We start from the raw sequence: 22,499 nt of genomic DNA, 5'->3' as shown, positions 1-22,499 counted from the left end.
GAGGTAAAAGAATAATGGCTATCGAAATCAATGTACCGGACATCGGGGCTGATGAAGTTGAAATCACCGAGATCCTGGTCAAAGTAGGCGACAAAGTTGAAGCTGAACAGTCGCTGATCACCGTAGAAGGCGACAAAGCCTCTATGGAAGTTCCGTCCCCTCAGGCGGGTATCGTTAAAGAGATCAAAGTCTCTGTTGGCGACAAAACTGAGACCGGCAAACTGATCATGATTTTCGATTCCGCCGACGGTGCAGCAGCTGCTGCACCTGCTCAGGCAGAAGAGAAGAAAGAAGCAGCTCCGGCAGCAGCACCTGCTGCCTCTGCGGCGAAAGACGTACACGTACCTGACATCGGCGGCGACGAAGTAGAAGTTACCGAGATCATGGTTAAAGTGGGCGACACCGTTGCGGCTGAACAGTCTCTGATCACCGTTGAAGGTGACAAAGCCTCTATGGAAGTTCCGGCGCCGTTCGCAGGTACCGTCAAAGAGATCAAAATCAACACGGGTGACAAAGTGTCTACCGGTTCCCTGATTATGGTCTTCGAAGTGGCGGGCGCTGCGCCTGCTGCTGCACCGGCTCAGGCGGCTGCTCCAGCAGCAGCGGCGGCTCCGGCTGCTTCCGGCTCGAAAGAAGTTAACGTACCGGATATCGGTGGTGACGAAGTTGAAGTCACTGAAGTGATGGTTAAAGTGGGCGATAAAATTGCCGCTGAGCAGTCACTGATCACCGTTGAAGGCGATAAAGCGTCGATGGAAGTTCCGGCACCGTTCGCGGGTACCGTGAAAGAAATCAAAATCAGCACCGGCGACAAAGTTAAAACCGGTTCTCTGATTATGGTCTTCGAAGTCGAAGGCGCAGCACCTGCAGCCGCTCCTGCACAAGCAGCAGCTCCGGCTCCGGCCGCTGCACCAGCGCCTGCGCAAGCCGCAGCTCCGGCCGCAAAAGCGGAAGGCAAATCTGAGTTTGCTGAAAACGACGCTTACGTTCATGCAACGCCGCTGATTCGTCGCCTGGCGCGCGAATTCGGTGTGAACCTGGCGAAAGTGAAAGGTTCTGGCCGTAAAGGTCGTATCCTGCGTGAAGACGTTCAGGCTTACGTGAAAGACGCTATCAAGCGTGCTGAAGCGGCTCCGGCTGCAGCAGCAGGTGGCGGTATCCCGGGCATGCTGCCTTGGCCGAAAGTGGACTTCAGCAAGTTTGGTGAAATCGAAGAAGTGGAACTGGGCCGTATCCAGAAAATCTCTGGTGCTAACCTGAGCCGTAACTGGGTGATGATCCCGCACGTTACTCACTTCGATAAGACCGATATCACCGATCTTGAAGCGTTCCGTAAACAGCAGAACGCCGAAGCTGAAAAACGTAAACTGGACGTGAAATTCACCCCAGTAGTCTTCATCATGAAAGCCGTTGCCGCAGCTCTGGAACAGATGCCGCGCTTCAACAGCTCCCTGTCTGAAGACGGTCAGCGCCTGACCCTGAAGAAATACATCAACATCGGTGTAGCGGTTGATACTCCGAATGGTCTGGTTGTTCCGGTCTTCAAAGACGTGAACAAGAAGAGCATTACCGAGCTGTCTCGTGAACTGACCGTGATCTCCAAGAAAGCGCGTGATGGCAAGCTGACCGCTGGCGAAATGCAGGGCGGTTGCTTCACCATCTCCAGCATCGGTGGCCTGGGTACTACCCACTTCGCGCCGATTGTGAACGCGCCGGAAGTGGCTATCCTCGGTGTCTCCAAGTCCTCTATGGAGCCAGTGTGGAACGGTAAAGAGTTTATGCCGCGTCTGATGATGCCGATTTCGCTCTCCTTCGACCACCGTGTAATTGACGGTGCGGATGGTGCGCGCTTTATCACTATCATCAACAACATGCTGTCTGACATTCGCCGCCTGGTGATGTAAGCGAAAAAGCCGGCCCGACGGCCGGCTTTTTTCTGGTAATCTCATGAAGTCAGTGAGGTTATTGTGCGAAAGACAAATCGGTTGCCGTTTGTTGTTTCAAAATTGTTAACAATTTTGTAAAATACGGGCGGATAGAACGACCCGCTGGACGACGGGTATAAATTAAGAGGTCATGATGAGCACTGAAATCAAAACTCAGGTCGTGGTACTTGGGGCAGGCCCTGCAGGTTACTCTGCTGCCTTCCGTTGCGCAGATTTAGGTCTGGAGACCGTCATCGTAGAACGTTACAGCACCCTTGGCGGTGTTTGTCTGAACGTCGGCTGTATCCCTTCTAAAGCGCTGCTGCACGTAGCAAAAGTTATCGAAGAAGCCAAAGCGCTGGCTGAACACGGTATCGTTTTTGGCGAGCCGAAAACCGATATCGACAAGATTCGTACCTGGAAAGAAAAAGTTATCACTCAGCTGACCGGCGGTCTGGCGGGTATGGCCAAAGGCCGTAAAGTGAAAGTGGTTAACGGTCTGGGTAAATTTACCGGGGCAAACACCCTGGAAGTTGAAGGCGAAAACGGCAAAACCGTGATCAACTTCGACAACGCAATCATCGCGGCGGGTTCCCGTCCGATCGAACTGCCGTTTATTCCGCATGAAGATCCGCGCGTGTGGGATTCCACCGATGCACTGGAACTGAAAACTGTTCCTAAGCGCCTGCTGGTAATGGGCGGCGGTATCATCGGTCTGGAAATGGGTACCGTGTACCATGCGCTGGGTTCAGAGATCGACGTGGTTGAAATGTTCGATCAGGTTATCCCGGCTGCCGACAAAGACGTGGTTAAAGTCTTCACCAAGCGCATCAGCAAGAAGTTCAACCTGATGCTGGAAACCAAAGTGACCGCCGTTGAAGCGAAAGAAGACGGTATCTACGTTTCCATGGAAGGCAAAAAAGCCCCTGCCGAAGCTCAGCGTTACGATGCTGTGCTGGTCGCTATCGGTCGTGTACCGAACGGTAAAAACCTCGACGCGGGCAAAGCTGGCGTGGAAGTTGACGACCGTGGCTTCATCCGCGTTGACAAACAGCTGCGCACCAACGTACCGCACATCTTTGCTATCGGCGATATCGTCGGTCAGCCGATGCTGGCACACAAAGGTGTTCATGAAGGTCACGTTGCCGCTGAAGTTATCGCCGGCAAGAAACACTACTTCGATCCGAAAGTTATCCCATCCATTGCATACACTGAACCAGAAGTTGCATGGGTTGGTCTGACCGAGAAAGAAGCGAAAGAAAAAGGCATTAGCTACGAAACCGCCACCTTCCCGTGGGCTGCTTCTGGCCGTGCTATCGCTTCCGATTGCGCAGACGGTATGACCAAACTGATTTTCGACAAAGAATCTCACCGTGTTATCGGTGGTGCGATTGTCGGTACCAACGGCGGCGAGCTGCTGGGTGAAATCGGTCTGGCGATCGAAATGGGTTGTGACGCAGAAGATATCGCGCTGACCATCCACGCGCACCCGACTCTGCACGAGTCCGTGGGCCTGGCGGCAGAAATCTTTGAAGGTAGCATTACCGACCTGCCAAACCCGAAAGCGAAGAAAAAGTAATCTTCCCGCTTTTGTGAAAACGCCTCTTCGGAGGCGTTTTTTTTGCCTGAAAACTACCAGTTTTAGTAGTCATCTCATTGATATTTCCACTAAAAAAAATTGCGCAACTGCCGATACTTTTTTCGCCATTGTGTGGCTACTGGCCGCACGGAGAAGAGGCTCTGGACTCTCTATTACACGAAAAAGGAAAATACATGTCTTTAAAAAAAATCGCGGTTGTTGGCATGGTTGTCGCGACAATGACGCTGACCGGTTGTGGTGCGATGACCACCGCCGTTAAAAAACGTAACCTTGAAGTGAAAACGCAGATGAGTGAAACCATCTGGCTGGAGCCTTCCAGCGAGAAGACCGTCTACATTCAGGTAAAAAACACCTCTGACAAAGACATGAGTAACCTGCAAACCCTGCTGGCAAATGACCTGTCAGCGAAGGGGTATAAAGTGACCAGTTCGCCAGACAGCGCTTATTACTGGGTGCAGGCGAACGTGTTGAAAGCGGACAAAATGGATCTGCGTGAAGCTCAAGGCTTCCTGAAAACGGGTTACGAAGGTGCCGCGATGGGCGCAGCGCTGGGCGCGGGGATTACCGCTTATAACAGCAACTCCTCTGGTGCGGCGCTGGGTGTTGGTATCGCGGCGGGTCTGATCGGCATGGCCGCGGATGCGATGGTGGAAGACGTTAACTACACCATGGTTACTGACCTGCAAATCTCTGAACGCAGCAAAGCGAAAGTGACAACGGATAATGTTGCTGCATTGCGTCAAGGGACATCTGGCATCAAGCTGCAAACCAGCAGCGCACAAGGCGATCGCGCAAAATACCAGACCCGCGTTGTGTCTAATGCTAACAAAGTGAATCTGAAGTTCGAAGAAGCGAAGCCGGTGTTGGAAGCTCAATTGGCGAAATCTGTCGCTAACATCCTGTAATTTGTTGCGGGTTGCCGGGGGGCGGCTATGCCTTACCCGGCCTACTAACCTTCCGATTCGGTATCAGGGCGCTACAGGTTGCCAGTTTTTATCCGGATGGAATGTGGTTAACGCTTGTGCTTTCTGCTGTGATTCAACACCGAGATCGGCCTGGTAGACTTTGTCTTCACCGTTAATCATAAAACTCATCACGCCGGTGTGATCGTAGCTAACGGGCCAGGCTACCATGGCAAAACCGCTGGTTTTATCGGCAAGGATCCGGAAGCGATAGCCGTGATAGCCCATGCCTGGCTCCTGTGGACTGAAGGCTGGGCCAAGCGGGCTTGGCGCTTCGCCCGGCGAAACAGGCCAGTACAGACCATCCTTTTTCCCTTCAGAACTGACAATCTTTTGCGCGTATTTCTGGTTCATCGCAAAATAGCTCTGCTGAGCATCCACATAGGCGTGCAACGCCTCGATGGCAGCAAGTTCGTTGCGTCCAATCTCACGGGTCAGGATCTCTTCGGCCGCTTCCTTGATATCAAATTGCCAGCCTGAAGCGTTTTTGACGACCGGGATTGGCAGTTGCCAGTCGCTGTCCCCAACCACAAGATGCGCCGTATTGCCGTCGATGACAGTGCTATGGCGTACCTTCCAGTCACGCAGGAAGCGATCAACCGCATCAGGATCGACGCCTTCTGGCGGCAGAAAATCACGCCAGTTTTCCCCGAGCAGGTTGCTCATTGCACTTTCATTTTGCTCACTGATAGCGTTTGCCAGCGCATCTGTTGCCTGGTCTGGTGTGCTGAAGGATTGTTGTGCCATCGCGGTGGCCGAAACCATGAACAACACCATTCCCCTGAGTAGTTTATTTTTCATGTCGGTTCCCTTAACGATGACGGAATTCACGGTGTTCAGCACGCCCGCCAGAAGGCTGGCGTGATGGCTGATTACGGGCGACCTGCCGGCTCTGGGCACCTCGCTGTTGCTGTGCCTGCCAGTTGGCGGAGCGACTGTCGTTACCGCTCAGCGCATTGGCGCGTGGCTGGCTGGTTCGCTGTTGAAGATTGCGCTGTTGCACATTGCGTTGTTGTGCCGGTTGCGTGACCCGTTTCTCCTGTCGCTGGGCGACTGCCTGGCGATTCTCACGCTGCTGAGTGCTCGTCCGCTTCGCGGTGTGCGGTTTGGTATCGTAACCGCGGTAGTTATTACGTTGGGAAATTTGCTTCAGCTGTTGATTCGATGCCTGACGCTGGGCGTCTTTCGTGCCCGAGCGTGCCGTCTGCGGGAATGTTTTCCCCGTCGATTTTTCCATTTGGCTCATCGCGGCCTGGCGCTGGTTATCACGGTTGACCGGTCTTTGCTGGGTCGAACTTAATCCGGTTGCCGTGTTAGTGGGGTGGAAGCGGTTATTGAGCTGGCTATTTGGGTAAGGCACACCCTCACGGTAGGCCGGGTTATGCTGCCAGGTACGGTTGGCATCTGTCAGGCGCTGACCACTGATTTTATTGAAGTTATCAACGTTAATGTTGATGTTGTTATCACCGTTGCGGTTATAGCCGCCATGGTTATCCCAGTCATCATTATGATGGTGGTCGTCGTCGTCATCCCAGTCGATGTTGCTGAAGATGGCATAGGTTGTGGCGACACCAAGGCTGAAGCCTAAACCATTGACGAAGCTGTTACCAAATTGCTCACCGGGCGTTGGTGGCAGATAGGTTGGCGGATAGGCGGTATTCGGCCAGGTACCGTAAACCGTGTTCGGGTTATAGGTTGGAACGTACACCACCTGCGGATCGGCGGATTCAATCTTGATGACAGTAGGGCTTGTCGTGGTGGTAGTGCTGGTTGTTGACGTGCTGGTGGCGGTTTTCGCTGGTGCCGCTTTGGTCACGGTGGTGACGGTCTGTTGCGGTGTTGATTGCAGCGCGCCGGTTTGTTGCGCCAGTACACGCAGACGTTGAACGGAATCCATGACGTCCTTCGGCTGTGCGAGGAAAGCATCGCCCAGGCTTTGTACCCACGGCGGATTTTCACCCATCAGTGACATCAACTGAGGAAAAGCGACCAGTGATTTCACGCTGGGATCCCAGGGCTGGCTGGCAACGGCCTGAATGGCGGCATCGCCCTGCATTTTGGGATTGTCTTTTGACCACTGTGCGGCCTGGATGACGTTAGCCGGATAGGTTGAGGCCATCAAAATTTGCGACAACAGCGAGTCTGGATAGAGCGCGATAGGCGCAACCCACTGATCGATTTGTGCTGCTGAGTAGGTTGGTGCCACGGCGGGCGCTGTTTGGTCAGCCGGGGCAGGGGCCGCTACGGGAGCTGGGGCCGGTGTTGACGGTTGCTGCGCAACGGGGGCCGGAGCAGCAGGCTCCGTTGTGCGACTTTTAACAAACATCACGCCAGAGGCGGCAAACAGCCCGGCACTGCACAAAAGGACAAGCAGATGTGGCTTAAGGGGCAACTTCATAAAATGACTCCAACGAGACGAGCGCTGTGCCGTGAGGCGTTCCTGTTGCCGCGAGTATTATTCACCCGTGTTAGACAGTTTTGACTTTTATGGTTGATTCACCAGGTAGGTCCGAAAAAAGAGTGTGAGTATTTATTACACAATTATATGTGATGGCGGAAAAATCGCTGGAATATTCAGCCGATCGCGCTTGAAAATTAACCGTTTATGGGCGGTTTTAAGCTGACTTAATTTCGCCTCACCTTGTCGCTATACCATTCTTAACGATTCAGCCAATTTTTTATGTTGCTTTTTTGTAAACGGATTAACACTTAATGAAAATCCTGTTATTGTGCCTTATGCGGTACTGGGCATTTACCCTACTAACTACTGTCTCACAGGAGCGTGAAGAGAATCGCCCATCTACAAAAGCGCCGCATTATGACAATGAGAGCGAGGAGATATCGTCGTGCTAGAAGAATACCGTAAGCACGTAGCTGAGCGTGCTGCCCAGGGGATTGTGCCAAAACCTTTAGACGCAACCCAAATGGCTGCACTTGTCGAGCTGCTGAAGACCCCGCCTGTGGGCGAAGAAGAATTCCTGTTAGACCTGTTGATCAACCGCGTTCCTCCTGGCGTAGATGAAGCCGCTTATGTTAAAGCTGGTTTTCTCGCCGCTGTCGCAAAAGGCGACACCACCTCCCCGCTGGTTACCCCAGAAAAAGCCATTGAACTGCTGGGCACCATGCAGGGTGGCTACAACATTCATCCGCTGATCGACGCGCTGGACGATGCAAAACTGGCGCCGATTGCCGCCAAAGCGCTCTCTTCAACGCTGCTGATGTTCGATAACTTCTACGATGTAGAAGAAAAAGCCAAAGCGGGCAACGAATATGCGAAGCAGGTAATGCAATCCTGGGCTGATGCCGAATGGTTCCTGAACCGTCCAGCTCTGGCTGAAAAAATCACCGTTACCGTCTTTAAAGTGACGGGTGAAACCAACACCGATGACCTTTCTCCGGCACCGGATGCATGGTCTCGCCCGGATATCCCTCTGCACGCGCTGGCGATGCTGAAAAACGCCCGTGAAGGTATCGAACCGGATCAGCCGGGCGTGGTTGGCCCGATCAAACAGATCGAAGAATTGCAGAAAAAAGGTTACCCGCTGGCTTATGTGGGTGATGTTGTCGGTACCGGTTCTTCGCGTAAATCCGCAACCAACTCCGTGCTGTGGTTCATGGGTGACGACATTCCTCATGTGCCGAACAAGCGCGGCGGCGGCCTGTGCCTCGGCGGCAAAATTGCACCTATCTTCTTCAACACCATGGAAGATGCGGGCGCACTGCCGATTGAAGTGGACGTGTCGAACATGAACATGGGCGACGTGATTGACGTTTACCCGTTCAAAGGCGAAGTACGCAACCACGAAACCGGCGAACTGCTGGCAAGCTTTGAGCTGAAAACCGAAGTCCTGATCGACGAAGTACGCGCCGGTGGCCGTATCCCGCTGATCATCGGTCGTGGCCTGACTACCAAGGCGCGCGAAGCGCTGGGTCTGCCGCACAGTGACGTATTCCGTCAGGCGAAAGACGTGGCGGAAAGCAGCCGTGGCTTCTCCCTGGCACAAAAAATGGTTGGCCGTGCCTGCGGCGTGAAAGGCATCCGTCCGGGCGCGTACTGCGAACCGAAGATGACCTCCGTCGGTTCTCAGGATACTACTGGCCCTATGACCCGTGACGAACTGAAAGACCTGGCGTGCCTGGGCTTCTCGTCTGACCTGGTGATGCAGTCCTTCTGCCACACTGCGGCGTACCCGAAGCCGGTTGACGTGAACACGCATCACACGCTGCCAGACTTCATCATGAACCGCGGCGGTGTGTCGCTGCGTCCGGGCGACGGTGTTATTCACTCCTGGCTGAACCGCATGCTGCTGCCGGATACCGTAGGTACCGGTGGTGACTCCCATACTCGTTTCCCTATCGGGATTTCCTTCCCGGCAGGTTCTGGTCTGGTGGCGTTTGCTGCTGCGACCGGCGTGATGCCGCTGGATATGCCGGAATCCGTTCTGGTGCGTTTCAAAGGCAAAATGCAACCGGGTATCACCCTGCGCGATCTGGTACACGCCATCCCGCTGTACGCGATCAAACAGGGTCTGCTGACCGTTGAGAAGAAAGGTAAGAAGAACATCTTCTCTGGCCGCATTCTTGAAATCGAAGGTCTGCCGGATCTCAAAGTAGAGCAGGCGTTCGAATTGACCGACGCCTCCGCTGAACGTTCTGCTGCCGGTTGTACCATCAAGCTGAACAAAGAGCCGATCGTTGAGTATCTGAGCTCTAACATCGTTCTGCTGAAGTGGATGATCGCAGAAGGTTACGGCGATCGCCGTACGCTGGAACGTCGTGTGCAGGGCATGGAAAAATGGCTGGCGGATCCGCAGTTGCTGGAAGCCGACGCTGACGCAGAATACGCGGCAGTGATCGACATCGATCTGGCGGATATCAAAGAGCCAATCCTGTGTGCACCGAACGATCCGGACGATGCGCGTCTGCTGTCTGACGTACAGGGCGAGAAGATCGACGAAGTGTTCATCGGCTCCTGCATGACTAACATCGGCCACTTCCGTGCCGCTGGTAAGCTGCTGGATGCGCACAAAGGCCAACTGCCAACGCGTCTGTGGGTGGCTCCGCCAACCCGTATGGATGCGGCACAGCTGACCGAAGAAGGTTATTACAGCGTGTTCGGTAAGAGCGGTGCGCGTATCGAAATTCCAGGCTGCTCTCTGTGCATGGGTAACCAGGCGCGTGTAGCCGACGGCGCAACGGTGGTGTCGACCTCTACCCGTAACTTCCCGAACCGTTTAGGTACTGGGGCGAACGTCTACCTGGCTTCTGCGGAGCTGGCGGCGGTTGCGGCGCTGATCGGCAAACTGCCGACGGCGGAAGAGTACCAGACCTATGTGGCGCAGGTAGATAAAACGGCCGTAGATACTTACCGTTATCTGAACTTCGACCAGCTGTCTCAGTATACCGAGAAAGCCGATGGTGTGATTTTCCAGACTGCGGTGTAATGTCCTAAAGCATTTTGTGTAAAAACGCATCAATGCCCGGAGAAGTCTGCTTCTCCGGGCATTTTTATTTCTATTCCTTATACCCACTACGCTTTTTTTCTGCCGCGCTGCTGCGATAATTACAGCAAGGCGCAATGCGGTATTGGCGCATTGCCGGGAGTAGAGGAAGACATTATGGATTACGAATTTCTGCGCGATATTACCGGGGTGGTAAAAGTGCGTATGTCCATGGGCCACGAGGTGGTGGGGCACTGGTTTAATGAGGAAGTGAAAGAAAACCTGGCCTTACTTGATGAAGTGGAACAGGCAGCGCGTGCGGTTAAGGGCAGTGAGCGCTCCTGGCAGCGAGCAGGGCATGAATACACGCTCTGGCTGGATGGCGAAGAAGTGATGGTTCGCGCTAATCAGCTGGAGTTCTCTGGCGATGAGATGGAAGAGGGGATGAGCTACTACGACGAAGAAAGTTTTTCGCTCTGTGGTGTAGAGGACTTTCTTCAGGTTGTGGCGGCATACCGCGAATTTGTGCATCAATCCTGAGATATTTCAGATATCAATGAAGCCGGGTGAGACAAACCCGGCTTTTTTTTCATCCGAATGATTATTTGATTTTTATTAATCATTAAAAAACTGTGATCTGCCGCGTTTGTGATCTGATTTTGATTGAATATAATCGTTTTGATTTTATTCAATCACAACATAACAACAGGCGGGAAGACCATGAACATCAAGAAGGCAATAGAACGCGTACCCGGCGGCATGATGGTTGTGCCGTTGGTTATCGGTGCCATTATCAACACTTTTGCCCCGCAGGCGTTGCAGATCGGTGGATTCACCACTGCTTTATTTAAAAATGGCGCGGCTCCCTTGATTGGCGCGTTCCTGCTCTGTATGGGCGCGGGAATTAGCGTAAAGGCGGCACCGCAAGCTTTGCTACAAGGCGGCACGATTACGCTGACCAAGTTACTGGTCGCGATTGCAATTGGTCTCGGGGTTGAACACCTGTTTGGCGCGGAAGGCATCTTTGGCTTAAGCGGTGTTGCCATTATTGCGGCAATGAGTAACTCCAATGGCGGGCTTTACGCGGCGCTGGTTGGCGAGTTTGGCAATGAACGTGATGTAGGCGCGATCTCCATTTTGTCTCTGAATGACGGACCTTTCTTTACCATGATCGCGCTGGGCGCGGCGGGTATGGCAAATATTCCTATCATGGCGCTGGTGGCGGTTCTTGTTCCGCTGGTGGTTGGCATGATCCTCGGTAACCTCGACGCTAATATGCGTGACTTCCTGACCAAAGGCGGTCCAGTGCTCATTCCTTTCTTTGCGTTTGCACTTGGAGCCGGTATTAACCTGGAAATGCTGCTGCAAGGCGGTCTGGCGGGCATTCTGCTGGGTGTGCTGACCACCTTTGTGGGCGGCTTCTTTAACATTCGTGCCGATCGTCTGGTAGGCGGGAGTGGTATTGCTGGTGCTGCGGCATCCAGTACGGCGGGGAACGCCGTCGCGACGCCACTGGCCATAGCACAGGCCGATCCCTCGCTGGCAGAGGTTGCCGCTGCGGCAGCGCCGCTGATCGCTGCGTCAGTCATTACAACCGCCATTCTGACGCCAATTCTTACGTCGTGGGTCGCGAAAAGGCAGTCTCGTCAGACCGTGCAGGAGAAGAAAGCATGAAAATGATCGTTATCGCCGATGACTTTACGGGCTCTAACGATACCGGCGTACAGCTGGCGAAAAAAGGGGCGCGTACCGAAGTAATGCTGACCCCAGCGCAGAAACCGTCGCGCCGCGCCGATGTTCTGGTCATCAATACGGAAAGCCGGGCGATGCCGGCAACGCAGGCCGCCGCGGCTGTACAACAAGCGTTAGCGCCATGGTGTGAGGGCGAAGCAATACCGCTGGTATACAAAAAAATAGACTCGACATTTCGTGGCAATGTGGGGGCTGAAGTCACTGCAGCCATGCGTACAGCCGGTCGGACGCTGGCCGTGATTGCGGCGGCAATTCCTGCTGCCGGGCGCACTACGCAGGATGGCTTGTGCCTGGTCCATGGTGTGCCGCTGCTGGAAACGGAATTCGCCAGCGATCCAAAAACGCCTATTCACTCTTCGCGTATTGCTGAACTGGTCGCACTGCAAAGCGATGTCCCTGTACATGAGGTGTCGCTGGTGGATGTGCGTCGGGGAAGTTTGAGTGCGCTGCTGAGTGCTTTTGCAAAAGCCGGCGAATGTATGGTGGTGGTGGATGCCGTGGAAGAGCGAGATCTCGCGCTCATTGCGCAGGCGGTTTGTGAGCAAAAACAGATGCCGCTACTCGTAGGGGCGGCAGGGCTGGCCAATGCGCTACCGGCCGCAACGTTTATGCAAGAAAAGCAGGAATTACCGGTGTTGGTTGTGGCTGGCTCAATGAGTGAGGCAACGCGACGTCAGGTGGAAAAAGCAGTGTGTCAGGGGCGGGCAAAAGTCGTTGATATCGATGCCGCGCGGTTGGTTGCATCGTCATTTGCACCGGAAATGGACTCTGTTATTGAACAGGCTTGCGCGCAACTGAGCCAGCAGCAGCACACGATCTTACGCACCAGTCGATGTGCAGAAGACCGGGACATGATCGACACGCTGTGTTTCAACGTGGGGATGAGTCGCCAGCAGTTGGGAGAACTGCTGAGTCAGCGTCTAGGGGAGATAACGCTGCGCATTATTGAACAAGCACGTATCGGCGGATTGTTCCTGACCGGAGGCGATATTGCCACGTCGGTCGCCAGTGCGTTGGGTGCTGAAGGGTATCGCATCCACAGTGAGGTCGCCCCCTGTATTCCGTGCGGAACGTTTGTGAATAGCGAGATTGACGACTTGCCGGTTATTACCAAAGCGGGTGGATTCGGTTCTGATACGACCCTTTGCGATGCGCTGTATTTTATTGAGGAGATGTACCGTGGTAACTAAAACAATTGCGATTACGATGGGAGACCCGGCGGGGATTGGTCCGGAAATTATTGTTAAAGCGCTACGCGAAGATGAACTTAATGGTGCACCGCTGGTGGTGGTTGGGTGCCTAAAAACGCTGCAGCGGTTACAGGCTCAGGGGCTGGCTGACGGAGTAACATTTCGCGCTATTGAACAGGTCGCCGATGCCAGATTCACGCCAGATACGATTCATGTGATTGATGAACCGCTGGCGAAACCTGACGAACTGCTCCCTGGTACAGTGCAGGCGCAGGCGGGCGATCTGGCCTATCGCTGTGTGAAGCGGGCGACTGAACTGGCGATGAAGGGGGATGTACATGCCATCGCGACCGCGCCGTTGAACAAAGAAGCGCTGCATCTCGGCGGACACAATTATCCTGGACATACCGAACTGCTGGCAACGCTAACCGAAAGCCGCGACTATGCGATGGTGCTGTACACCGATAAGCTGAAAGTTATCCATGTTTCGACGCATATCGCACTGCGCAAATTCCTTGATACGCTCAATGGGCAACGTGTCGAAACGGTGATTGGTATCGCAGATACCTTCCTGAAGCGCGTAGGCTTTGCACACCCGCGTATTGCCGTTGCGGGGGTGAATCCACATGCCGGAGAGAATGGCCTGTTTGGCGATGAGGAAATTCGTATTGTCGGACCCGCGATTGAGAATATGAGAGCGAAGGGGATGGATGTTTACGGTCCGTGCCCGCCGGATACCGTGTTTTTACAGGCTTATGAAGGTCAGTATGACATGGTGGTGGCGATGTACCACGATCAGGGACATATCCCACTGAAATTGCTGGGTTTCTATGATGGTGTAAATATCACAGCAGGTTTACCGTTTATTCGTACCTCTGCCGATCACGGTACGGCATTTGATATCGCCTGGACGGGAAAAGCAAAATCTGAGAGCATGGCCGTATCGATCAAACTGGCAATGCAACTGGCGTAATTTACTGTTATGAAAGGGCAACACCGTCTGGATAAGATTGTGGCGTATTTGAAAAATCATACGCTGGTTACCGTGGAACAGTTGGTTGACGCGGTTGACGCCTCTCCAGCAACGATCAGGCGCGATCTCATCAAGCTGGATGAACAGGGTGTGATCAGCCGCAGCCACGGCGGTGTTGCGTTACGACGCTTTGAAGCTGCGCAGCCAACCACAAACGAAAAGCAACTGCGATCGCCTGCTGAGAAACGGGCGATTGCGCGTTTTGCCGCCTCAATGGTGCGTGCGGGTGATGCCGTGGTGCTTGATGCCGGTACCACAATGCTGGAGCTGGCAAAATGTCTGACTCATTTGCCGCTGCGAGTGATTACCGTTGATCTGCATATTGCCCTGTTTTTGTCAGAATTCCGTCAGATAGAGGTGACGATCGTCGGTGGACGCATCGATGACAGCAGCCAGTCCTGTATTGGTGAGTTTGGCCGGAAAATGTTGCGCAGCGTCTATCCTGATATTGCTTTTATGAGCTGTAACACCTGGAGTATGGAAAAGGGTGTAACCACGCCAACGGAAGATAAAGCGGGATTAAAGCAGGAAATTATTGCGAATGCCCAACGGAAGGTATTGCTGGCGGATAGCAGTAAGTACGGCGCACATTCGTTATTTAACGTCGCGCCGCTTAGTTGCTTTACCGATGTTGTTACCGATGTGAATCTACCGCCAAACGCGCAGGCTGAATTAAAAGCGCAATCCGTTGCCCTGACGCTGGTACAGCCAGAGTAACTGCACTCTCAACCCTGATTGCGCCGGAGATTATTTAACGTAGGCCAGCAGGCTCAGAGAGTCACGCGCCAGCGCTTTGCATTTCTTTGCTGTTGGGATGCCGATACCGCTGAGATCGCGGTAGCTGTCTTCACCCAGCGCTTTCATATTGAAGGTGTCGTAATTACTCAGGTCCCACTGGTTTTGCTGGGCAAAAAAGACCAGTGCGCGACGAATCTGCCCATTAGGCAAATTCTGGTATCCACAGTCATTTTTCAGAAAAACAAAAACTGCCGTTAAATCGGCCATATCTTCGGCTTCGGACTCGCTGAGCGCGTAGCTATTTGCGCATACGGCCATCAGGGTGCCGAACAAAACTGTTCTGAAAAACGTCTTCATTGCTTCTACCACTGCATCACGGAATTTAAACGTTAGCATACTGCGAGCGAAGCGACGACCTTTATTATTAGCCGTTCACTTGACCTTCCCGTAAGGGGAAGGCTTATGCTTAAAAGATAGACTGCTTAAGCTGCTGAATATAAGGAAGTGATTATGCAACGTCGTGACTTTTTAAAGTACTCCGTGGCGCTGGGCGTCGCGTCAGCGTTACCTCTGTGGAGCCGGAGCGTATTTGCCGCAGACCGCCCTGCATTGCCCATTCCTGACCTGTTAACCGCGGATGCCTCAAACCGTATGCAATTGGTGGTGCAAGCCGGAAAATCGAGCTTTGCTGGTAAAACAGCGACGACCTGGGGATATAACGGCAATTTACTCGGACCTGCGGTCAAGCTGAACAAAGGGCAGTCGGTGACCGTGGATATCCATAACCAGCTTGCCGAAGAGACGACGTTGCACTGGCACGGTCTGGAAATCCCCGGTGAAGTCGACGGTGGGCCGCAAGGCATTATCCCGGCGGGCGGGAAACGTTCAGTGACCTTCACGCCGGATCAACGGGCGGCGACCTGCTGGTTCCACCCGCATCAGCATGGAAAGACCGGCCGTCAGGTAGCTATGGGACTGGCCGGACTGGTGCTGATTGAAGATGAAGAGATACGCAAGCTGGTGCTGCCTAAGCAGTGGGGCATTGATGATGTGCCGGTGATTATTCAGGATAAACAGTTCTCTGCTGATGGGCAGGTTGATTATCAACTGGACATCATGACCGCCGCAGTCGGCTGGTTTGGCGATACGCTGCTGACCAACGGGGCGATTTATCCTCAGCATGCCGCACCGCGTGGCTGGTTGCGTCTACGCCTGTTGAATGGTTGTAACGCACGCTCACTGAACATTGCGGCCAGCGACGATCGTCCTTTGTACGTCATTGCCAGCGACGGCGGACTGTTGGCGGAACCGGTAAAAGTGACCGAGCTTCCTATGCTGATGGGCGAGCGCTTTGAAGTGCTGGTGGATGTCAGTGACGGTAAAGCTTTTGATCTGGTCACTCTGCCAGTCAGCCAGATGGGGATGGCGATTGCGCCATTCGATAAGCCGCACCCGGTGATGCGCGTTCAACCGTTGCTGATTACCGCTTCCGGCACGCTGCCAGATTCGCTGACATCCATGCCATCGCTGCCGTCACTGGAAGGGCTGACGGTGCGCAAGCTGCAGCTGTCGATGGATCCGATGCTCGATATGATGGGCATGCAAATGCTGATGAAGAAATACGGCGGTCAGGCCATGGCGGGTATGGATCATGGGAAGATGATGGGCCATATGAATAATGACAATATGGGCCACGGCAATATGAATCATGGCAATATGAACCACGGTGAGATGGGGAATATGCAGCATGGCGACATGGGCAACATGAAGCATGGATCATTCGACTTCCATAATGCCAACCGGATTAATGGTCAGGCATTTGATATGAATAAACCGATGTTTGCCGCGGCGAAAGGTCAGCACGAACGCTGGGTGATTTCCGGTCAGGGCGACATGATGCTGCACCCGTTCCACATTCACGGCACACAGTTCCGCATTCTGTCTGAGAATGGCAAAGCGCCTGCCGCACACCGCGCGGGATGGAAGGACACGGTGCGGGTAGAAGGCGGCGTGAGCGAGGTGTTAGTGAAGTTTGACCACGACGCGCCAAAAGAGCATGCCTATATGGCGCACTGTCATCTGTTAGAGCATGAAGATACCGGGATGATGCTCGGCTTCACCGTCTAAAAAATTACGCTGTGCTTATCCGGCCTGCAGAAATCTCTCGTAGGCTGGATAAGACACAGTCGCTTTACCGCGTTTCACCGCACGACTCCCTCTTCCTGCAAATTCTGCTATTGCACATAAAGTAATCGCCTTTGAAGCCGATAATCATTGGGTACCCAATGTGAATTCAATGGATGAAATACTATGATTAAAAATGTGCGTGTTATTACCGGCATTCTTCTGGTTCTCGCCATTTTCTGTTTGCTACAGGTCGTGACAGGCAGCTTTTTTTATTCTGCGGTAAACAATGATCGCCATAATTTCCAGAACTCAGGCACCCTGAATGCCCAACAGGAAAATCTGAGTGATAGCGTCAATACGCTGATTAAAACCCGAGTAACGGTAACCCGCGTAGCAATTCGTTTCTTAAAGAATCAACGCGATCCGGCCTCACTGGCGGCCATTGATACTTTGCTAAAAACGGCGAGTGAGTCGATGAAGAAGGCTGAGGGATACTTCGCGCATTATCAGTCATTGCCGCAGGTGTCGGGGCAGAATCCGCAAATTGCATCTGAAATGGAAAAACAGTATCGGCAGATGCACGACGTGATGGCGTTATCGATAGAGTATCTGCGCGCGAATAACTATCAGGCCTATGGCGATCTTGATGCTCAGAAAGCGCAGGATGAAATGGAAGCCAGCTATGACCAGTGGCGTAACGAAAACAACGCGTTGCTCCAGCACGCGGCGGCGGAAAATCAGCACAGCTTTACCCGTATGCAATGGACGTTAGGGGCAATTGTCGTCGCTGTGCTCATCGTTCTGGGCATGATCTGGAGTGGGTTGCAGCATATGCTGCTTAAACCCCTGGCGCAGATCATGGAGCATATCCGCATTATTACCCGTGGTGATCTGACCCATCAACTCGACGTCCAGGGACGTAATGAAATGGGACGTTTGGCCACGGGCTTAGATGAAATGCGACAGTCGCTGATTTCGACAGTCACGTCGGTGCGTAACAGCTCAGAAACGATTCATAGCGGCGCAACGGAAATCTCATCAGGTAACAACGATCTGTCTTCGCGTACTGAGCAGCAGGCTGCTTCACTTGAAGAGACAGCCGCCAGCATGGAACAGCTTACCGCGACCGTGAAGCAAAATACGGACAATGCGAAACAGGCGACTCAACTGGCTAAGAATGCGTCTGATACTGCCGCACGTGGTGGACGGGTTGTTGATACTGTCGTGCACACGATGAGTGAAATTGCCGGTAGTTCACAGCAAATTGCGCAGATCACCAGCGTCATCGACAGTATTGCTTTCCAGACCAATATCCTGGCGCTCAACGCGGCGGTTGAGGCTGCCAGAGCAGGAGAGCAGGGACGCGGATTTGCTGTTGTGGCGGGTGAAGTCCGTACCCTGGCAAGCCGTAGCGCTCAGGCAGCCAAAGAGATCAAAGCGTTGATTGATAACTCAACCCACAGCGTGGGGATGGGATCTCAGCAGGTGTCGGACGCGGGTAAAACGATGAAAGAGATTGTCGCAGCGGTCACCCGCGTGACGGACATCATGGGGGAAATCGCCTCAGCCTCGGAGGAACAGAGTCGGGGGATTGAGCAGGTGAGTCTCGCGGTCTCGCAGATGGACAGTGTCACACAACAAAACGCCGCGCTGGTAGAGGAGTCTGCCGCCGCAGCCGCTTCGTTGGAACAACAAGCTGAACAGTTACGCCTGGCCGTGGCGGCATTTCGCATCACTCGCGATGCCTCCAACGGTGAGCATCGAAAACCACCTAAGGATACTCCACGAGCGACCTCTGCGGGGAGTTCGCCACAAGATCCACACTGGGAAACGTTTTAGCCACAGACTGCCGTGCACTCCTGGTTTTGATTAATAAGCGTACAAAAAACGACGCAAACGGGTTCTCCTGTGAACTATCAGAGGAACCCGCTCTCTTTACTGGTATACTTCATCAACTGAATTGTTTGTATGCTGTCGCAAGTTTTGTGGTTAGAGCGGGTCGCCGTCTGTCAGTCGGTGTATCAACGTAAGCGCTTTCTTTCGATCTGCATGATGTGTCAACTGATAAAAATCAGTGAGTTATAGGGTTTATGAAACATACTGTTGAAGTGATGATCCCGGAAGCGGAGATCAAAGCGCGTATTGCTGAACTGGGGCGCCAGATTAACGAACGTTACAAGGACAGCGGCAGCGATATGGTGCTGGTTGGTCTGTTACGTGGCTCATTTATGTTTATGGCGGATCTGTGCCGTGAAGTGCATGTCTCTCACGAAGTCGATTTCATGACGGCATCCAGCTACGGTAGCGGAATGTCTACCACGCGTGATGTTAAAATCCTGAAAGACCTGGATGAAGACATTCGTGGCAAGGACGTGCTGATTGTCGAAGACATCATCGATTCCGGCAATACGCTGTCCAAAGTGCGTGAAATTCTGAGCCTGCGCGAGCCGAAATCCCTGGCTATTTGTACGCTGCTGGACAAACCTTCTCGTCGTGAAGTGAATGTTCCGGTCGAGTTTATCGGCTTCTCAATTCCTGATGAGTTTGTGGTCGGTTACGGCATTGACTATGCCCAGCGTTATCGCCATCTGCCGTATGTTGGCAAAGTAGTGCTGCTGGACGAGTAATTGGCTGGAGCGCCTGATGGCGCAGGTTTGTAGGCCGGGTAAGGCGTCGCCGCCTCCCGGCAATGTCACATTATTTATGGTTGCTGTGTTTCTGACTCAGGTTAGACAACCCCTGGCGATAGCGCTGTTCCAGCGTTTCGCGGCTGGTGGCGGTGACGTCGAGATCGCGCAGCAGGCCATCATGAATACCGTAAGCCCAGCCGTGAATGGTCACTTTCTGACCGCGCTTCCAGGCTGAACGCATAATGGTTGAGTGGCCCAGGTTATAGACCTGTTCCATGACATTCAGTTCGCACAGGGTGTCCATACGACGTTCTTGCGGCATTTCGCCCAGCAGTGAGCTGTGTTTGAACCAGATATCGCGGATGTGCAGTAACCAGTTATCAATCAGCCCCTGTTCTTTATTTTCAATCGCCGCCTGGACGCCGCCGCATCCATAGTGGCCGCATATAATAATATGTTCCACTTCCAGCACATCCACCGCATACTGAACCACTGAGAGACAGTTCAGGTCGGTGTGAATAACCAGATTGGCAACATTGCGGTGAACAAATAATTCACCCGGTTCAAGACCGGTCAATCGTTCAGCGGGAACGCGGCTATCGGAACATCCAATCCATAGAAAACGCGGATTCTGGGCATGCGTCAGCGTTTCAAAAAATCCGGGATCTTCTTCTATCAGCATCTTTGACCATAGTGCATTGTTGCTGATGAGTGTATCTATGTCTTTCATGGAGTAGCACGACCCGAAGCCAGATAAATTCGATGGGCTAATATAGGGTAACTCCATCATTATTTAAACTATATATAAAATGTCAGAACGTAAGGTAAGTATAAAAACATGACCATTGCTCTGGAACTTCAACAACTTAAAAAAACTTACCCCGGTGGCGTTCAGGCGTTACGCGGGATAGATTTGCAAGTCGAAGCGGGTGATTTTTATGCGCTTTTGGGACCGAATGGCGCAGGAAAATCCACCACCATTGGAATAATCAGCTCGCTGGTGAATAAAACCTCCGGGCGGGTGAGCGTCTTCGGATACGATCTTGAAAAAGATACGGTTAATGCTAAACGCCAGCTTGGCCTGGTACCGCAGGAGTTTAACTTTAACCCGTTTGAAACCGTGCAGCAGATTGTGGTCAACCAGGCGGGTTACTACGGTGTTGAGCATAAAGAAGCGGTCAAACGCAGCGAACTATATTTAAAGCAGCTCGATTTATGGGAAAAACGTAACGAGCGCGCGCGCATGTTGTCTGGTGGGATGAAACGTCGTCTGATGATTGCCCGTGCGCTGATGCACGAGCCAAAATTACTCATTCTGGATGAACCAACGGCGGGCGTCGACATTGAGCTGCGTCGTTCAATGTGGGGCTTTTTAAAGGATTTAAACGACAAAGGCACCACCATTATTCTGACCACTCACTATCTCGAAGAAGCGGAAATGCTGTGTCGTAATATCGGCATTATTCAGCACGGCGAGCTGGTGGAAAACACCTCGATGAAGAGTCTGCTCTCCAAGCTGAAATCCGAGACCTTTATCCTCGATCTGGCACCAAAAAGTCCGCTGCCGAAACTGGAAGGTTATCAGTACCGACTGGTCGACACTTCCACGCTGGAAGTGGAGGTTCTGCGTGAACAAGGGGTCAATAGCGTCTTCTCTCAGCTGAGCGCACAGGGCATTCAGGTATTGAGTATGCGTAACAAAGCGAACCGACTGGAAGAACTGTTTGTTTCTCTGGTGCATGAAAAACAAGGAGATCGCGCATGATGCAGCTTTACTGGGTTGCGCTGAAAAGCATCTGGGCGAAAGAGATCCACCGCTTTATGCGTATCTGGATCCAGACTTTGGTGCCACCCGTCATCACCATGACGCTCTATTTTATTATCTTTGGTAACCTGATCGGCTCGCGTATCGGCGAAATGCATGGCTTTAGCTACATGCAGTTTATTGTGCCGGGGCTGATTATGATGGCAGTGATCACCAACTCGTACGCCAACGTGGCCTCGTCATTCTTTAGCGCCAAGTTTCAACGCAATATCGAAGAGCTGCTGGTCGCCCCGGTGCCGACGCACGTGATTATCGCCGGTTTTGTCGGCGGCGGCGTGGCGCGTGGCCTGTGCGTAGGCATTCTGGTCACGGCTATTTCACTGTTCTTCGTACCGTTCCAGGTGCATTCCTGGGTCTTTGTGGCGCTCACGCTGGTGTTAACGGCGGTGCTGTTCTCGCTAGCCGGTTTGCTGAACGCAGTCTTTGCAAAAACCTTTGACGATATCAGCCTGATCCCCACCTTTGTGCTGACGCCGCTGACCTATCTGGGTGGCGTGTTCTATTCGTTAACGCTGCTGCCGCCGTTCTGGCAGGGACTGTCGCATCTGAACCCAATTGTCTACATGATTAGCGGCTTCCGCTACGGCTTCCTGGGTATTCACGATGTTCCGCTGGTCACCTCGTTTGGCGTGCTGGTTGTGTTCATTGCGGCGTTTTACTTGCTGTGCTGGTACCTGATTCAGCGCGGACGCGGCCTGCGTAGCTAATTCTTTCTTCCTCTCCTGACTCGGGAGAGGAAGACTTTTGATGCTTATCACCATTACCGATTTATCACCCTGATAAACTACTTGCCTGCTAAGGAGGTAGGCAATGTTAGGTTGGGTAATTACCTGTCATGACGATAAGGCACAGGATATGCTGCATCGTCTGGAGAAAAAGTACGGTCCGTTGGAGCAATGTCAGGCGGTAAGTTTCTGGCGTGGGCTCAGCTCGAATATGTTAAGCCGCATGATGTGCCATGCCCTGCATGCCACAGACTCTGGTGAAGGGGTAGTATTCCTGACGGATATGGCCGGGGCTGCGCCTTACCGTGTGGCTTCGTTAATGAGTCATAAACATCCCCAGTGCGAAGTGATTTCAGGTATCAGCTATCCATTGCTTGAGCGAATGATTTCGTCACGGGAATCGCTGAGCAGTTCTGCGTTTCGCGATTGCATCGTAGCGCTTGGCGGCCCCGAAGTCTCCAGCCTCTGGCATCAACAACAAAAAAATCCCCCCTTCGTGTTGAAGCATGATTTGTATGAGTATTAATCATTGGTATTGATGATGCTTTTGC

19 protein-coding genes are annotated in these 22,499 nt (G+C 53.0%); 15 read left to right on the top strand and 4 right to left on the bottom strand.

The features are described from left to right. Positions 1–14 precede the first annotated feature (14 nt). From aceF to traT, 3 genes are all read left to right on the top strand, one after another. Entirely contained in the window at positions 15–1,904 is a 1,890-nt protein-coding gene (gene aceF, locus OGY13_RS09270; protein ID WP_003829487.1) for a pyruvate dehydrogenase complex dihydrolipoyllysine-residue acetyltransferase, read from the top strand. Positions 1,905–2,079: 175 nt separating this feature from the next. Beyond that, positions 2,080–3,504: a dihydrolipoyl dehydrogenase gene (lpdA, locus tag OGY13_RS09265; protein ID WP_003829486.1), complete on the top strand. Its 1,425-nt coding sequence runs from the start codon at positions 2,080–2,082 to the stop codon at positions 3,502–3,504. Positions 3,505–3,698: 194 nt separating this feature from the next. Next, positions 3,699–4,430, top strand: a complete 732-nt coding sequence (gene traT, locus OGY13_RS09260) for a conjugal transfer complement resistance protein TraT (protein ID WP_048236127.1) — start codon at positions 3,699–3,701, stop codon at positions 4,428–4,430. A gap of 63 nt (positions 4,431–4,493) precedes the next feature. Here traT and OGY13_RS09255 read toward each other — a convergent pair whose 3' ends face one another. Both OGY13_RS09255 and OGY13_RS09250 read right to left on the bottom strand, forming a co-directional pair. Then, complete coding sequence (locus OGY13_RS09255; protein WP_213752819.1) at positions 4,494–5,288, bottom strand: DUF2950 family protein; 795 nt, start codon at positions 5,286–5,288, stop codon at positions 4,494–4,496. A 10-nt stretch (positions 5,289–5,298) separates the two neighbouring features. Further along, positions 5,299–6,885 carry a DUF3300 domain-containing protein gene (locus tag OGY13_RS09250; RefSeq protein WP_213752820.1) on the bottom strand — a complete coding sequence of 529 codons (1,587 nt, stop codon included), beginning with the start codon at positions 6,883–6,885 and terminating at the stop codon, positions 5,299–5,301. 448 nt (positions 6,886–7,333) lie between these two features. Here OGY13_RS09250 and acnB point away from each other — a divergent pair, with 448 nt between their 5' ends. From acnB to OGY13_RS09220, 6 genes are all read left to right on the top strand, one after another. Beyond that, positions 7,334–9,931, top strand: coding sequence for a bifunctional aconitate hydratase 2/2-methylisocitrate dehydratase (acnB, locus tag OGY13_RS09245; protein WP_008786215.1), 2,598 nt, complete (start codon positions 7,334–7,336; stop codon positions 9,929–9,931). Between the two features lie 174 nt (positions 9,932–10,105). After that, the gene (yacL, locus tag OGY13_RS09240; protein WP_020996227.1) at positions 10,106–10,468 is read left to right on the top strand and encodes a protein YacL; all 363 of its coding nucleotides are present in this window, start codon (positions 10,106–10,108) and stop codon (positions 10,466–10,468) included. A 180-nt stretch (positions 10,469–10,648) separates the two neighbouring features. Continuing rightward, on the top strand, positions 10,649–11,602 hold the full coding sequence (locus tag OGY13_RS09235; protein ID WP_186413728.1) for a 2-keto-3-deoxygluconate permease 1: 954 nt from the start codon (positions 10,649–10,651) through the stop codon (positions 11,600–11,602). Continuing rightward, a complete protein-coding gene (dtnK, locus tag OGY13_RS09230) occupies positions 11,599–12,870 on the top strand; it encodes a D-threonate kinase (protein ID WP_186413727.1) in 1,272 nt (423 codons plus the stop codon). The genes OGY13_RS09235 and dtnK overlap by 4 nt, the downstream gene beginning before the upstream one ends. Beyond that, positions 12,860–13,843 (top strand): D-threonate 4-phosphate dehydrogenase, encoded by a 984-nt coding sequence (locus tag OGY13_RS09225; protein ID WP_079934988.1) that lies wholly within the window; start codon positions 12,860–12,862, stop codon positions 13,841–13,843. The genes dtnK and OGY13_RS09225 overlap by 11 nt, the downstream gene beginning before the upstream one ends. 9 nt (positions 13,844–13,852) lie before the next feature. Beyond that, entirely contained in the window at positions 13,853–14,620 is a 768-nt protein-coding gene (locus OGY13_RS09220; RefSeq protein WP_032942381.1) for a DeoR/GlpR family DNA-binding transcription regulator, read from the top strand. A 30-nt stretch (positions 14,621–14,650) separates the two neighbouring features. Here the strand turns inward: OGY13_RS09220 and OGY13_RS09215 are convergent, their stop codons facing one another. Continuing rightward, positions 14,651–14,998: a YacC family pilotin-like protein gene (locus OGY13_RS09215; RefSeq protein WP_032941691.1), complete on the bottom strand. Its 348-nt coding sequence runs from the start codon at positions 14,996–14,998 to the stop codon at positions 14,651–14,653. A gap of 153 nt (positions 14,999–15,151) precedes the next feature. Between OGY13_RS09215 and cueO the strand changes: the two genes are divergently transcribed. The 3 genes from cueO (at position 15,152) to hpt (ending at position 19,395) form a co-directional block, all read left to right on the top strand. Beyond that, positions 15,152–16,768 carry a multicopper oxidase CueO gene (gene cueO / locus OGY13_RS09210; protein ID WP_213752821.1) on the top strand — a complete coding sequence of 539 codons (1,617 nt, stop codon included), beginning with the start codon at positions 15,152–15,154 and terminating at the stop codon, positions 16,766–16,768. A 183-nt stretch (positions 16,769–16,951) separates the two neighbouring features. Then, complete coding sequence (gene tcp / locus OGY13_RS09205; protein ID WP_186413724.1) at positions 16,952–18,607, top strand: methyl-accepting chemotaxis citrate transducer; 1,656 nt, start codon at positions 16,952–16,954, stop codon at positions 18,605–18,607. Positions 18,608–18,858: 251 nt separating this feature from the next. Beyond that, positions 18,859–19,395 (top strand): hypoxanthine phosphoribosyltransferase, encoded by a 537-nt coding sequence (gene hpt, locus OGY13_RS09200; protein ID WP_003018658.1) that lies wholly within the window; start codon positions 18,859–18,861, stop codon positions 19,393–19,395. A 70-nt stretch (positions 19,396–19,465) separates the two neighbouring features. Here hpt and can read toward each other — a convergent pair whose 3' ends face one another. Beyond that, positions 19,466–20,128: a carbonate dehydratase gene (gene can / locus OGY13_RS09195; protein ID WP_008786227.1), complete on the bottom strand. Its 663-nt coding sequence runs from the start codon at positions 20,126–20,128 to the stop codon at positions 19,466–19,468. 108 nt (positions 20,129–20,236) lie between these two features. Here can and OGY13_RS09190 point away from each other — a divergent pair, with 108 nt between their 5' ends. The 3 genes from OGY13_RS09190 (at position 20,237) to OGY13_RS09180 (ending at position 22,474) form a co-directional block, all read left to right on the top strand. Continuing rightward, positions 20,237–21,163 (top strand): ABC transporter ATP-binding protein, encoded by a 927-nt coding sequence (locus OGY13_RS09190; RefSeq protein WP_003829469.1) that lies wholly within the window; start codon positions 20,237–20,239, stop codon positions 21,161–21,163. Then, positions 21,160–21,930: an ABC transporter permease gene (locus OGY13_RS09185; RefSeq protein WP_213752822.1), complete on the top strand. Its 771-nt coding sequence runs from the start codon at positions 21,160–21,162 to the stop codon at positions 21,928–21,930. Before OGY13_RS09190 ends, OGY13_RS09185 begins: the two co-directional genes overlap by 4 nt. 103 nt (positions 21,931–22,033) lie before the next feature. Next, positions 22,034–22,474, top strand: a complete 441-nt coding sequence (locus tag OGY13_RS09180) for a PTS sugar transporter subunit IIA (protein ID WP_032942385.1) — start codon at positions 22,034–22,036, stop codon at positions 22,472–22,474. Positions 22,475–22,499 lie beyond the last annotated feature (25 nt).

Origin of the sequence: Citrobacter sp. Cpo045 (genome assembly GCF_030332875.1) — a bacterium.
Lineage (GTDB): Bacteria > Pseudomonadota > Gammaproteobacteria > Enterobacterales > Enterobacteriaceae > Citrobacter > Citrobacter portucalensis.
Note: the sequence above shows the minus strand (reverse complement) of the source record. Positions and strands in the feature narration are given on the sequence as shown.

Coding starts and splice junctions, on each gene's coding strand:
- aceF (WP_003829487.1), top strand. CDS start 15: ATGGCTATCGAAATCAATGTACCGGACATCGGGGCTGATGAAGTTGAA.
- lpdA (WP_003829486.1), top strand. CDS start 2,080: ATGAGCACTGAAATCAAAACTCAGGTCGTGGTACTTGGGGCAGGCCCT.
- traT (WP_048236127.1), top strand. CDS start 3,699: ATGTCTTTAAAAAAAATCGCGGTTGTTGGCATGGTTGTCGCGACAATG.
- OGY13_RS09255 (WP_213752819.1), bottom strand. CDS start 5,288: ATGAAAAATAAACTACTCAGGGGAATGGTGTTGTTCATGGTTTCGGCC.
- OGY13_RS09250 (WP_213752820.1), bottom strand. CDS start 6,885: ATGAAGTTGCCCCTTAAGCCACATCTGCTTGTCCTTTTGTGCAGTGCC.
- yacL (WP_020996227.1), top strand. CDS start 10,106: ATGGATTACGAATTTCTGCGCGATATTACCGGGGTGGTAAAAGTGCGT.
- OGY13_RS09235 (WP_186413728.1), top strand. CDS start 10,649: ATGAACATCAAGAAGGCAATAGAACGCGTACCCGGCGGCATGATGGTT.
- dtnK (WP_186413727.1), top strand. CDS start 11,599: ATGAAAATGATCGTTATCGCCGATGACTTTACGGGCTCTAACGATACC.
- OGY13_RS09220 (WP_032942381.1), top strand. CDS start 13,853: ATGAAAGGGCAACACCGTCTGGATAAGATTGTGGCGTATTTGAAAAAT.
- OGY13_RS09215 (WP_032941691.1), bottom strand. CDS start 14,998: ATGAAGACGTTTTTCAGAACAGTTTTGTTCGGCACCCTGATGGCCGTA.
- cueO (WP_213752821.1), top strand. CDS start 15,152: ATGCAACGTCGTGACTTTTTAAAGTACTCCGTGGCGCTGGGCGTCGCG.
- tcp (WP_186413724.1), top strand. CDS start 16,952: ATGATTAAAAATGTGCGTGTTATTACCGGCATTCTTCTGGTTCTCGCC.
- hpt (WP_003018658.1), top strand. CDS start 18,859: ATGAAACATACTGTTGAAGTGATGATCCCGGAAGCGGAGATCAAAGCG.
- can (WP_008786227.1), bottom strand. CDS start 20,128: ATGAAAGACATAGATACACTCATCAGCAACAATGCACTATGGTCAAAG.
- OGY13_RS09190 (WP_003829469.1), top strand. CDS start 20,237: ATGACCATTGCTCTGGAACTTCAACAACTTAAAAAAACTTACCCCGGT.
- OGY13_RS09185 (WP_213752822.1), top strand. CDS start 21,160: ATGATGCAGCTTTACTGGGTTGCGCTGAAAAGCATCTGGGCGAAAGAG.
- OGY13_RS09180 (WP_032942385.1), top strand. CDS start 22,034: ATGTTAGGTTGGGTAATTACCTGTCATGACGATAAGGCACAGGATATG.